This window comes from Mesorhizobium sp. GbtcB19 (genome assembly GCF_019091085.1).
Taxonomy (GTDB): domain Bacteria; phylum Pseudomonadota; class Alphaproteobacteria; order Rhizobiales; family Rhizobiaceae; genus Mesorhizobium.
This window is the reverse complement of sequence record NZ_JAGXJY010000001.1, coordinates 477,727-490,682: the sequence shown is the minus strand read 5'-3', so window position 1 is coordinate 490,682 and position 12,956 is coordinate 477,727. Positions and strand designations below refer to the sequence as shown.

Below are 12,956 nucleotides of genomic sequence, written 5' to 3'. Positions count from 1 at the left end.
GCGCCACGATGGCTGAAACCTCCGTCCGTAATTTCAACATTAACTTTGGGCCTCAACACCCTGCAGCGCACGGTGTTTTGAGGTTGGTTCTTGAGCTCGACGGCGAAGTTGTCGACCGGGTCGATCCGCATATCGGGCTGCTTCACCGCGGCACCGAGAAGCTGATCGAGGCCAAGACCTATCTGCAGGCCGTGCCCTATCTCGACCGGCTCGACTATTGCGCGCCGATGAATCAGGAGCATGCCTTTGCTTTGGCCGCCGAGCGCCTGCTCGGCATCGAGGTGCCGAAGCGCGGCCAGCTGATCCGCGTGCTCTATTCCGAGATGGGCCGCATCATGTCGCACATCCTGAATGTGACGACGCAGGCGATGGACGTCGGCGCGCTGACGCCGCCGCTGTGGGGCTTCGTCGAGCGCGAAAAGCTGATGGTGTTCTATGAGCGCGCCTCGGGCTCGCGCATGCATGCGGCCTATTTCCGGCCGGGCGGCGTGCACCAGGACCTGCCGCAGAAGCTGGTCGAGGACATCGGCAAATGGATCGATCCGTTCCTGAAGTCGATCGATGATCTGGACGCTCTGCTCACCGGCAACCGCATCTTCAAGCAGCGCAATGTCGACATCGGTACGGTATCGCTGGCCGATGCCTGGGCCTGGGGTTTTTCGGGCGTGATGGTGCGCGGCTCGGGTGCGGCCTGGGACCTGCGCAAATCGCAGCCATATGAATGCTATTCCGAGATGGATTTCGACATCCCGATCGGCAAGAACGGCGACTGCTACGACCGCTACCTGGTGCGCATGGAAGAGATGCGCCAGTCGGCCAAGATCATGCGCCAGTGCGTCGATCTTCTGCTCGGCAAGGAAGGCGCCGGCCCTGTATCGAACCTCGACGGAAAGGTCGTGCCGCCGAAGCGCCAGGCGATGAAGCGCTCGATGGAAGCGCTCATCCATCACTTCAAGCTCTATACCGAAGGCTACCGCGTGCCGGCCGGCGAGGTCTATGCGGCCGTCGAGGCGCCCAAGGGCGAGTTCGGCGTCTATCTCGTCTCCGACGGCACCAACAAGCCCTATCGCTGCAAGCTGCGCGCGCCCGGTTTCGCGCATCTGCAAGCCATGGATTTCCTGTGCCGGGGCCACATGCTGGCCGACGTCACCGCCGTGCTGGGTTCGCTCGATATCGTGTTTGGTGAGGTCGATCGCTAAATGTCAGTCCGCCGTCTCGCAGATGCCAGCGTCCAGCCAGCTTCCTTCGCCTTCAACAAGGCCAATGAGGCTGCGGTTCAGCAGTGGATCGCCAAATACCCGAAGGGACGCGAACAGTCGGCCATCATCCCGTTGCTGATGATCGCGCAGGAGCAGGAGGGCTGGGTCACCAAGGCGGCGATCGAGACGATCTCCGACATGCTCGGCATGCCGCGTATCCGCGGCCTCGAGGTCGCGACCTTCTACACGCAGTATCAGCTCAATCCGGTCGGCACGCGCGCGCATATCCAGGTCTGCGGCACCACGCCCTGCATGCTGCGCGGCTCGGAAGCATTGATGGATGTCTGCCGGTCAAAAATCCATCACGACCAGTTCCACACCAACGACAAGGGCACGCTGTCGTGGGAGGAGGTCGAATGCCTCGGCGCCTGCGTCAACGCGCCGATGGTCATGATCTTCAAGGACACTTTTGAAGACCTGACGCCGGAACGGCTGGCCGAGATCATCGATCTCTACGACGCCGGCAAAGGCGCCGAGGTGAAACCCGGCCCGCAGAACGGCCGCCATGGCTCCGAGCCGGCCGGTGGCTTGAAGACGCTGACCAGCGAGAAGGCGATCCTGAAGTCGACGCGCGACAAGGAAGCCAAGGCTGCCGCGAAGGCGGCCAAGGATGCTGCAGCGGCGGCGCCGGCTGCGGCCGCCGCCAACGTCGTTTCGCAGGCGGCACCTGCTCCGGCCGCGCCCGCGGCTCCGGCGCCCGCCGCGCCGCCGGCTTCCGGTCCGGTTGCGCCGTCCAAATCCGGCAAGCCGAAGACCCATGCGGTTGAAACCAACCCGGCGCTTAACACCCCGTCGCCGGTCAAAGTCGCCCCGGCCACCGAGAACGGCGCCAGCGTCAAGGCGCCGCGCCATTCGGCCGCCAACGCGAACCAGGCCGATCCGGAAGTCGAGGCCGTTTCCAAGCCGCGCAGCGGGCCGAAGACCAAGGCCGAGCCAGCCAGCGCTTTCAAGGCGCCGGAAACCAAGCAGCCTGTCGCCAAGACGGCGAAGCCCTCGCTCGAGGACAAGAACCGGCCCGCCGGCATCGAGCGCCCGGCGACGGTCGACGACCTCAAGCTGATCTCCGGCGTCGGGCCGAAGATTGAAGCAACCTTGCATACGCTGGGCATCTATACCTTCGCGCAGGTCGCCGCCTGGAAGAAGGCCGAGCGCGAATGGGTCGACGGCTATCTCTCCTTCCACGGCCGCATCGATCGTGACGACTGGGTGAAGCAGGCCAAGGCGCTCGCCAAGGGCGGCGTCGAAGAATACATCCGCGTCTTCGGCAAGAAGCCGGTCTGAGGGACGACAAATGCTTCAGGACAAAGACCGCATCTTCACCAACATCTATGGCCTCTTCGACACGTCGCTGGCTGGCGCGCAGTCGCGCGGCATCTGGGACGATACGCCCGGCCTGATCGCCAAGGGGCGCGACTGGATCGTCAACGAGATGAAGGCCAGCGGGTTGCGCGGCCGCGGCGGCGCCGGCTTCCCGACCGGGCTCAAATGGTCGTTCATGCCCAAGCAGAGCGACGGCCGGCCGAGCTATCTGGTCATCAACGCCGACGAATCCGAGCCCGGCACCTGCAAGGACCGCGATATCCTGCGCAACGACCCGCACACGCTGGTCGAGGGGGCGCTGGTCGCCGGCTTCGCCATGGGCGCGATCGCCGCATACATCTATGTGCGCGGCGAATTCATCCGCGAGCGCGAGGCGCTGCAGCGCGCCATCGACGAGGCCTATGCGGCCAAGCTGATCGGCAAGAACAACACGTCCGGCTACGACTTCGACGTCTACATGCATCACGGCGCCGGCGCCTATATCTGCGGCGAGGAGACGGCGCTGCTCGAAAGCCTGGAAGGCAAGAAGGGCCAGCCGCGGCTGAAGCCGCCATTCCCGGCCAATGTCGGCTTGTACGGTTGCCCGACAACCGTGAATAATGTCGAATCCATCGCCGTGGCGCCGACCATCCTGCGTCGCGGCGCGGCCTGGTTCTCGTCCTTCGGCCGGCCGAACAATGCCGGCACCAAGCTGTTCTGCGTCTCCGGCCACGTCAACAACCCGTGCACCTTCGAAGAGGCGATGTCGATCCCGTTCCGCGAGCTGATCGAGACGCATTGCGGCGGTATCCGCGGCGGCTGGGACAATCTGCTTGCGGTCATCCCGGGCGGCGCTTCGGTGCCGCTGGTGCCGGCCGAGCAGATCATGGACGCGCCGATGGATTTCGATGCGCTGCGCGACCTGAAATCCGGCCTCGGCACCGCGGCTGTCATCGTCATGGACAAGTCGACGGATATCGTGAAGGCGATCGCCAGGCTTTCCTACTTCTACAAGCATGAGAGCTGCGGCCAGTGCACGCCGTGCCGCGAAGGCACCGGCTGGATGTGGCGGGTGATGGAGCGGCTGGTGCGCGGCGAGGCGCAGAAGCGCGAGATCGACATGTTGCTCGACGTCACCAAGCAGGTCGAGGGGCACACGATCTGCGCGCTGGGCGACGCGGCGGCCTGGCCGATCCAGGGGCTCATGCGGCATTTCCGCGGCGAGGTGGAACGCCGCATCGACGAGTTTTCGCGCAACGCCCACCGGGTCGAGCCGGTAATGGTCGCAGCGGAATAGAATTTTGGAATATGGGCGAAAGCCCAAGACTGAAAGCAGGGGCGGGGCATACGAAGAAACGACCAGGAGATCTCTATGGCGCCGTATTCGATACCCTATCCGTTCATACCTGATTTGGACCAACTCGAAAAAATGAACCAGGACCTGACCAAGATGATGCCGAAGGAGATGGCCAGCGCCGTCAACCTTCTGGCGCATCCGGTCGCGGGCGCCGCCGCGATGTCGGCGCTCGGCATCGGTCTTGCCAACCATGCCGTCGGCATGTGGATGGGAGCGTTCACCGGCGCGCTGGAAGCCTCGCAGCGCATGTTCCAGCCGTTCCTCGACGACCTCGAGGCGCAGAACGAAGCGGCGGCCAACGCGTCCAAGGCGCGCAAGGCGACCGAGACGCTGATCGCCAAGGCGCAGACCTTTGCCCGCGACGTCACCGACATTGCCGCGACCGCGACCGAGAAGGCGATCGGCGCCGACGCCGTCGAAGAGCCGGCCGCATCGGCGTTGATGCCGGAAGATTTCCGCCAGCCGAAGGCCGTCGACAAGCCGGCGACGCCGTCGGACCTGAAAGCGATTTCCGGTATCGGACCGAAGCTGGAGAAAGTGCTCAACGGCCTCGGCATCTGGACCTATGGCCAGATCGCGGCCTGGACGTCGCAAGAGATCGCCTGGGTAGAAGATTATCTGTCGCTCGCCGGCCGCATCGGCCGCGATGACTGGACCGCGCAGGCGGCGGCGCTCGCCGCGAAGTGAATTGAAATACCGGGCGCGGCGCAAGCCGCGCCCGGAAGATAGAGATTGCGGGATATCCGCGAGGGTTTGAGGCGAATGGCAAAGCTCAAGGTCGACGGGAAAGAGATCACGGTACCCGACCATTACACGCTGCTGCAGGCGGCCGAGGACGCCGGCGCGGAAGTGCCGCGCTTCTGCTTCCACGAGCGCCTGTCCATCGCCGGTAATTGCCGCATGTGCCTGATCGAGGTGAAGGGCGGCCCGCCCAAGCCGCAGGCGTCCTGCGCCATGGGCGTGCGCGACCTGCGCCCCGGCCCGAATGGCGAGCCGCCGGAAATCTTCACCAACACGCCGATGGTAAAGAAGGCCCGCGAAGGCGTGATGGAGTTCCTGCTGATCAACCACCCGCTGGATTGCCCGATCTGCGACCAGGGCGGCGAGTGCGACCTGCAGGACCAGGCGATGGCCTTCGGCGTCGATTCCTCGCGCTATCACGAGAACAAGCGCGCCGTCGAAGACAAGTATATCGGCCCGCTGGTCAAGACGGTGATGAACCGCTGCATCCATTGCACGCGCTGCGTCCGCTTCACCACCGAAGTCGCCGGCATTTCCGAACTCGGCCTGATCGGCCGCGGCGAGGATGCCGAAATCACCACCTATCTCGAACAGGCGATGACCTCCGAGCTGCAGGGCAATGTCATAGACCTTTGCCCGGTCGGCGCGCTGACCTCCAAGCCGTTCGCCTTCCAGGCGCGGCCGTGGGAACTGACCAAGACGGAATCGATCGACGTCATGGACGCCGTCGGCTCGGCGATCCGCGTCGATAGCAGAGGTCGCGAAGTGATGCGCATCCTGCCGCGCGTCAACGAACAGGTGAACGAGGAGTGGATCTCCGACAAGACCCGCTTCATCTGGGACGGCCTGCGCACGCAGCGTCTCGACCGGCCTTATGTGCGCAAGAACGGCAAGCTGGTGCCGGCAAGCTGGGCGGAGGCCTTCGCCGCCGTCAAGGACGAGGTCGGCAAGACCGCGCCCGAGCGGATCGGCGCGATCGCCGGCGATCTCGCGGCTGTCGAGGAAATCTATGCGCTCAAGCTTCTGATGAATGCTCTCGGCTCGAAGAACGTCGATTGCCGCCAGGATGGCGCCGCGCTCGATCCGTCGCTCGGCCGCGCCAGCTACATCTTCAACCCGACCATCGAAGGCATCGAGCAGGCCGACGCGGTGCTGATCATCGGCGCCAATCCACGCTTCGAGGCCTCGGTGCTCAATGCCCGTATCCGCAAGCGCTGGCGTGTCGGCAACCTGCCGGTCGGCGTCATCGGCGAGATCGGCGACACCCGCTACGACTATGAGTTGATCGGCGCCGGCCCTGAATCCCTGAAGGGTCTTGCCGACGGCACCGGCAAGTTCTTCGAGGTGCTGAGCAAGGCCACGCATCCGCTGATCATCGTCGGCCAGGGCGCCCTGGCGCGCGCCGATGGCGCCGCGGTGCTCGGTCAGGCGGCAAAGCTCGCGGTGGCCGTCAACGCGGTCAGCGCCGACTGGAACGGCTTCGCGGTGCTGCATAACGCAGCGGCGAGAGTCGGCGGCCTCGATGTCGGCTTCGTGCCGGGCGAGGGCGGCAAGGATGTCGCCGGCATGCTGGGCGACACCGATGTGCTCTTCCTGCTCGGCGCCGACGAGATCGACATGGCTGCGACCGGAGGCGCCTTCGTCGTCTATATCGGCACGCATGGCGATGCCGGGGCGCATCGCGCCAACGTCATCCTGCCAGGCGCCGCCTACACCGAAAAGTCCGGCACCTATGTCAACACCGAAGGCCGCGTGCAGCAGACCAACCGCGCCGGCTTCGCCCCTGGCGAGGCGCGCGAGGACTGGGCGATCCTGCGGGCGGTGTCGGACGTGCTCGGCAAGAAGCTGCCCTTCGATTCGCTGGTGCAGCTGCGCGCCAAGCTCTATGGAGAATTCCCGCATCTTGCCCGCATCGACCAGGTGCAGGCCGGCAGCGGCGACGATATCGCCAAGGTGGCGAAGCTCGGCGGCCGGCTGAACAAGGGCACCTTCGCCTCCTCGGTGAAGGACTTCTATCTGACCAACCCGATCGCGCGGGCGTCGGCCGTGATGGCTGAATGCTCGGCGCTGGCCAAGAGCGGCTTCAAGCAGGCGGCGGAATAAGCATGGAAACCTTTTTCTCCTTCTACGTGCTGCCGGCGCTGCTGATCCTGTTGAAGTCGGTCGTGTTGATCGTCGTGCTCCTGATCGGCGTCGCCTACCTGCTCTATGCCGACCGCAAGATCTGGGCAGCGGTGCAGCTGCGCCGCGGCCCGAACGTCGTCGGTCCGTGGGGAACGCTGCAGGCCTTTGCCGACCTTCTGAAATTCGTCTTCAAGGAGCCGGTGATCCCGTCGGGCGCCAACAAGGGCGTGTTCCTTCTGGCACCGCTGGTGTCGGCGGTGCTGGCGATCTCGGCCTGGGCGGTCATTCCGGTCAATGAGGGATGGGCGATCGCCAACATCAACGTCGGCATCCTCTATGTCTTCGCCATCTCCTCGCTCGAGGTCTACGGCGTGATCATGGGCGGCTGGGCGTCGAACTCGAAATACCCGTTCCTCGGCGCGCTGCGCTCGGCCGCGCAGATGGTGTCCTACGAAGTCTCGATCGGCTTCGTCATCGTCACCGTGCTGCTCACCGTCGGCTCGCTCAACCTCTCCGACATCGTCATGTCGCAACAGGACGGTCTGGGCACCCGGCTCGGCCTGCCCAACACCTTCCTCGACTGGCACTGGCTGTCGCTGCTGCCGATGTTCGTGGTGTTCTTCATCTCCGCGCTCGCCGAGACGAACCGCCCGCCTTTCGACCTGGTGGAGGCGGAATCGGAACTCGTCGCCGGCCACATGGTCGAATATTCGTCGACGCCGTTCCTGCTCTTCTTCCTCGGCGAGTATGTCGCCGTCGTCCTGATGTGCGCGCTGGCGACCATCCTGTTCCTCGGCGGCTGGCTGCCACCGTTCAACTTCGCGCCCTTCACCTGGGTACCAGGAGTGATCTGGTTCGTGCTGAAGATCTGCCTGATGTTCTTCATGTTCTCGATGGTGAAGGCTTTCGTGCCGCGCTACCGCTACGACCAGCTGATGCGGCTGGGCTGGAAAGTGTTCCTGCCGATCTCGCTGTTCATGGTCGTGGCCACCGCGGCCTTCCTCAAGATCACGGGGTTTGCGTGATGTCCGCTCTGGCCCAGGCCGCAAAATCGCTGCTGCTGAAGGATTTCGTCAGCGCTTTCTTCCTGTCGATGCGCCAGTTCTTCGCGCCGAAGGAAACGATCAACTATCCGCATGAGAAGGGGCCGATCAGCCCGCGCTTCCGTGGCGAGCATGCGCTGCGCCGTTATCCGAACGGCGAGGAACGCTGCATCGCCTGCAAGCTCTGCGAGGCGATCTGCCCGGCGCAGGCCATCACCATCGAGGCCGGTCCGCGCCGCAATGACGGCACGCGCCGCACCGTGCGCTACGACATCGACATGGTGAAGTGCATCTATTGCGGCTTCTGCCAGGAGGCCTGCCCGGTCGACGCCATCGTCGAGGGGCCGAATTTCGAATTCGCGACCGAGACGCGCGAGGAGCTTTACTACAACAAGGAAAAGCTGCTCGCGAACGGCGATCGCTGGGAGCGGGAGCTTGCGCGCAACATCGCGCTGGACTCGCCGTATAGGTGATTAGCGTGCTTCTCCCCGTTTACGGGGAGAAGATGCCGGCAGGCAGATGAGGGGCGGCGCCAGCTTCTGGAAACTTGGCGTTACCCCTCATCCGGCCCTTCGGGCCACCTTCTCCCCGTAAACGGGGAGAAGGAACAAGAAAGTGGACGGCGCAACGTCGTCCGTCTAAGGAACACGCGGTTTCGAACCGGAGGCGGGTCGGAGTCGGAATTTGTAACCCGGGGAATCCCATGCTGACTGGATTAGAGGCGGCCTTTTTCTACCTCTTCGCCTTTATCGCCGTGGCGTCGGCCTTCATGGTCATTTCGTCGCGCAACCCCGTGCATTCCGTGCTGTTCCTGATCCTCACCTTCTTCAACGCCGCCGGCCTGTTCATGCTGACCGGCGCCGAGTTCCTGGCGATGATCCTGCTCGTCGTCTATGTCGGCGCGGTGATGGTGCTGTTCCTGTTCGTCGTCATGATGCTCGACGTCGACTTCGCCGAGATGAAGCAGGGCGCGCTGCAATATGCGCCCATCGGCGCGCTGGTTGGGCTGATCCTGGCGGCGGAGCTGATTGTCGTGCTCGGCGGCTACACATTCGCGCCGCAGCTGGCCTCGACGGTCGCCAAGGCGACGCCGGATCTCGCCACGCGCTCCAACACGGCGGCGCTCGGCGACATCCTCTATACGGACTACCTCTATTACTTCCAGATTTCCGGGCTGGTGCTGCTCGTCGCCATGATCGGCGCCATCGTGCTGACGCTGCGCCACAAGGAAGGCGTCAAGCGGCAGTCGATCGCCGCCCAGGTCGGCCGCACCCCGGCGACGGGCATGGAAATCCGCAAGGTCAAATCGGGCGAGGGCATCTGAGATGGTCGTCGGCATTGCACATTATCTGACCGTATCCGCGATCCTGTTCACGCTCGGCGTGTTCGGCATCTTCCTGAACCGCCGCAACATCATCGTCATCCTGATGTCGGTCGAGCTCATCCTGCTTGCGGTCAACATCAACTTCGTCGCCTTCTCGGCGGCGCTGCATGACCTCGTCGGACAGGTCTTCGCCCTGTTCGTGCTGACGGTCGCAGCCGCTGAAGCCGCGATCGGTCTTGCCATTCTTGTCGTCTTCTTCCGCAACCGCGGCTCGATCGCGGTCGAAGACGTGAGCTCGATGAAGGGTTGACGGGAACCACCATGTATCAGGCTATCGTCTTCCTTCCGCTGCTTGGCTTCCTGATTGTCGGCCTGTTCGGCAATTCGCTCGGCGCCAAGGCTTCCGAATACATCACCTCCGGCTTCCTGGTGATCGCGGCTATCCTGTCGTGGATCGCCTTCTTCACCGTCGGCTTCGGCCATGGCGAGGTGTTCACGGTGCCGGTGCTGCGCTGGATCCAGTCGGGTGGCGTCGACGCCTCCTGGGCGCTGAGGATCGACACGCTGACGGTGGTGATGCTGGTCGTCGTCAACACGGTGTCGGCGCTGGTTCACATCTATTCGATCGGCTACATGCATCACGATCCGAACCGGCCACGCTTCTTCGCCTATCTGTCGCTGTTCACCTTCGCCATGCTGATGCTGGTGACCGCCGACAATCTCATCCAGATGTTCTTCGGCTGGGAAGGCGTCGGTCTCGCCTCCTACCTGCTGATCGGCTTCTGGTACAAGAAGCCGTCAGCCAATGCCGCGGCGATCAAGGCTTTCGTCGTCAACCGCGTCGGCGACTTCGGCTTCGCGCTCGGCATCTTCGGCGTGTTCGTGCTGTTCGGCTCGGTCAATCTCGGCACAGTGTTCGCCAATGCCGCATCGTTCCTGCCGACCGAAGGCGCGCCGGCGGGTGCGGCGGTGCTCACCTTCCTCGGCCATGCGCTCGACAAGCAGACGGCGCTGACCGTGGTCTGCCTGCTGCTCTTCATGGGCGCCATGGGCAAGTCGGCGCAGGTGCCGCTGCACACCTGGCTGCCGGACGCCATGGAAGGCCCGACGCCGGTCTCCGCGCTTATCCATGCCGCGACCATGGTGACCGCCGGCGTGTTCATGCTGGCGAGGCTGTCGCCACTGTTCGAGCTGTCGCATACGGCGCTGACCGTCGTCACCTTCATCGGCGCCTTCACCGCCTTCTTCGCGGCGACCGTCGGCCTGGTCCAGAACGACATCAAGCGCGTCATCGCCTATTCGACCTGCTCGCAGCTCGGCTACATGTTCGTGGCGCTCGGCGTCGGCGCCTACGGCGCGGCGATCTTCCATCTGTTCACGCACGCCTTCTTCAAGGCGCTGCTGTTCCTCGGCTCCGGCTCGGTCATCCATGCCGTGTCCGACGAGCAGGACATGCGCAAGATGGGTGGGCTGCGCAAGCTGATCCCCGCGACCTACTGGATGATGATCGTCGGTACGCTGGCGCTGACCGGCGTCGGCATCCCGGCGACGGTGATCGGCACCGCCGGCTTCTTCTCCAAGGATGCCATCATCGCGACCTCGTTTGCCAGCCACAATGCGGTCGCGGCCTTCGCCTTCATCCTGCTGGTGGTCGCCGCCTGCTTCACCAGCTTCTACTCCTGGCGGCTGATCTTCATGACCTTCCACGGCGAGCCGCGCGCCAGCCACGAGGTGATGCATCATGTCCATGAATCGCCGCCGGTGATGCTGGTGCCGCTTTACGTTCTGGCTGCCGGCGCGCTGTTCGCGGGCATCATCTTCCACGGCGCCTTCATCGGCGAGGGCTATGCCGAATTCTGGAAGGCGTCGCTGTTCACGCTCCCCGACAACGACATCCTGCGCGAGATCCACGAGTTACCGCTCTGGGTCGAACTGGCGCCGTTCGTGGCCATGGTGATCGGGCTTGCGGTTGCCTGGAAGTTCTACATCCGCTCGCCGGAACTGCCTCGCAGCGTCGCCGCCAACCACCGCCTGCTCTACGCCTTCCTGCTCAACAAGTGGTATTTCGACGAGCTCTACGACTTCTTGTTCGTGCAGCCGGCCAAGCGCCTTGGCAGGTTCCTGTGGAAGACCGGTGACGGCACCATCATCGACGGGCTCGGCCCCGATGGCATCTCGGCGCGCGTTGTCGACGTCACCAACCGCGTCGTCAAGCTGCAGACCGGCTATCTCTACCACTATGCCTTCGCCATGCTCATCGGCGTGGCCGCTCTCGTCACCTGGATGATGCTCTGATGACCGCCTGGCCAATCCTCTCGCTGGTCACCTTCCTGCCGCTGGTTGGTGTGCTCTTCATTCTGCCAATCAGCGACGACAGCGAAAACGCGCGCCGCAACATCCGCGCGATCGCCTTCGCCACGACAGCGTTCACCTTCGTGGTGTCGCTGTTCATCTGGACGGGCTTCGACAACTCACAGGCCGGCTTCCAGTTCGTCGAGAAGCATGCCTGGCTGGATTCCGGCATCTCCTACCATATGGGCGTCGACGGCATTTCGATGCTGTTCGTCATCCTGACCACCTTCCTGATGCCGCTTTCCATCCTCGCCTCCTGGGAGGCGATCGAGAAGCGGGTCAAGGCCTATATGATCGCCTTCCTGATCCTCGAGACGCTGATGATCGGCGTGTTCTGCGCGCTCGACATCGTGCTCTTCTACGTCTTCTTCGAGGCCGGCCTGATCCCGATGTTCATCATCATCGGCGTCTGGGGCGGCAAGCGGCGCGTCTATGCCTCGTTCAAGTTCTTCCTCTATACGCTCGCCGGCTCGGTGCTGATGCTGCTTGCCATCATGGCGATGTTCTTCCAGTCGGGCACCACCGACATCCCGACGCTTTTGACGCATCACTTCCCGGCCAACATGCAGACCTGGCTGTGGCTCGCCTTCTTCGCCTCCTTCGCAGTGAAGATGCCGATGTGGCCTGTGCATACCTGGCTGCCCGACGCTCACGTCGAGGCGCCGACGGCAGGCTCGGTGATCCTGGCCGCCATCTTGCTGAAGATGGGCGGGTACGGCTTCCTGCGCTTCTCGCTGCCGATGTTCCCGGAAGCGTCGGCGATGTTCGCGCCGCTGGTGTTCACGCTCTCCGTCGTCGCCATCATCTACACCTCGCTGGTGGCGCTGATGCAGGAGGACATGAAGAAGCTGATCGCCTATTCGTCGGTCGCCCATATGGGCTTCGTCACCATGGGCATCTTCGCGATGAACCAGGAGGGCGTGCAGGGCGCGATCTACCAGATGCTCAGCCACGGCCTCGTTTCGGGCGCGCTGTTCCTGTGCGTCGGCGTCATCTATGACCGCATGCACACGCGCGAGATCGACGCCTATGGCGGGCTGGTCAACAACATGCCGAAATACGCCACCGTGTTCATGATCTTCACCATGGCCAATGTCGGCCTGCCAGGCACCAGCGGCTTCATCGGCGAATTCCTGACCATGCTCGGCGTGTTCAAGGTCAACACCTGGGTGGCGTTCTTCGCCGCCACCGGTGTCATCCTGTCGGCTGCCTACGCGCTCTGGCTCTATCGCCGGGTGATCTTCGGCGCGCTGACCAAGGACAGCCTGAAAAACCTGCTGGATCTGTCGCCGCGCGAGAAGGCGATCATCTACCCGCTGGTGGTGCTGGTCATCTTCTTCGGTGTCTACCCGGCGCCGGTGTTCGACGCGACGGCCCAATCGGTCAAGACGCTCGTCACCAACGTCACCGCATCCATCAATTCCGCGCAGACCGCGGCGGCGAACTGACTGGGGATA

At 63.9% G+C, this 12,956-nt stretch carries 11 protein-coding genes; all 11 read left to right on the top strand.

Annotated features, from left to right (window positions below; translation table 11 throughout):
- Nucleotides 1-8 precede the first annotated feature (8 nt).
- On the top strand, nucleotides 9-1,199 hold the full coding sequence (locus tag KVT37_RS02295) for an NADH-quinone oxidoreductase subunit D (protein WP_217569198.1): 1,191 nt from the start codon (nucleotides 9-11) through the stop codon (nucleotides 1,197-1,199).
- Nucleotides 1,200-2,540, top strand: coding sequence for an NADH-quinone oxidoreductase subunit E (locus KVT37_RS02290; RefSeq protein WP_217569196.1), 1,341 nt, complete (start codon nucleotides 1,200-1,202; stop codon nucleotides 2,538-2,540). It begins immediately after the preceding gene.
- A 10-nt stretch (nucleotides 2,541-2,550) separates the two neighbouring features.
- Nucleotides 2,551-3,855, top strand: a complete 1,305-nt coding sequence (gene nuoF / locus KVT37_RS02285; protein ID WP_217569194.1) for an NADH-quinone oxidoreductase subunit NuoF — start codon at nucleotides 2,551-2,553, stop codon at nucleotides 3,853-3,855.
- A gap of 75 nt (nucleotides 3,856-3,930) precedes the next feature.
- Nucleotides 3,931-4,602, top strand: coding sequence for an NADH-ubiquinone dehydrogenase (locus tag KVT37_RS02280; protein ID WP_217569192.1), 672 nt, complete (start codon nucleotides 3,931-3,933; stop codon nucleotides 4,600-4,602).
- 75 nt (nucleotides 4,603-4,677) lie between these two features.
- Complete coding sequence (gene nuoG, locus KVT37_RS02275; RefSeq protein WP_217569190.1) at nucleotides 4,678-6,759, top strand: NADH-quinone oxidoreductase subunit NuoG; 2,082 nt, start codon at nucleotides 4,678-4,680, stop codon at nucleotides 6,757-6,759.
- 2 nt (nucleotides 6,760-6,761) lie between these two features.
- Nucleotides 6,762-7,805, top strand: coding sequence for an NADH-quinone oxidoreductase subunit NuoH (gene nuoH / locus KVT37_RS02270; RefSeq protein WP_217569188.1), 1,044 nt, complete (start codon nucleotides 6,762-6,764; stop codon nucleotides 7,803-7,805).
- Entirely contained in the window at nucleotides 7,805-8,296 is a 492-nt protein-coding gene (nuoI, locus tag KVT37_RS02265) for an NADH-quinone oxidoreductase subunit NuoI (protein WP_217569186.1), read from the top strand. Before nuoH ends, nuoI begins: the two co-directional genes overlap by 1 nt.
- A gap of 230 nt (nucleotides 8,297-8,526) precedes the next feature.
- Nucleotides 8,527-9,147, top strand: a complete 621-nt coding sequence (locus KVT37_RS02260) for an NADH-quinone oxidoreductase subunit J (RefSeq protein WP_112100003.1) — start codon at nucleotides 8,527-8,529, stop codon at nucleotides 9,145-9,147.
- Nucleotide 9,148: 1 nt separating this feature from the next.
- The gene (nuoK, locus tag KVT37_RS02255; protein WP_112100004.1) at nucleotides 9,149-9,457 is read left to right on the top strand and encodes an NADH-quinone oxidoreductase subunit NuoK; all 309 of its coding nucleotides are present in this window, start codon (nucleotides 9,149-9,151) and stop codon (nucleotides 9,455-9,457) included.
- Nucleotides 9,458-9,468: 11 nt separating this feature from the next.
- Nucleotides 9,469-11,442, top strand: coding sequence for an NADH-quinone oxidoreductase subunit L (gene nuoL, locus KVT37_RS02250; protein ID WP_217569183.1), 1,974 nt, complete (start codon nucleotides 9,469-9,471; stop codon nucleotides 11,440-11,442).
- A complete protein-coding gene (locus tag KVT37_RS02245) occupies nucleotides 11,442-12,947 on the top strand; it encodes an NADH-quinone oxidoreductase subunit M (protein WP_217569181.1) in 1,506 nt (501 codons plus the stop codon). The genes nuoL and KVT37_RS02245 overlap by 1 nt, the downstream gene beginning before the upstream one ends.
- Nucleotides 12,948-12,956 lie beyond the last annotated feature (9 nt).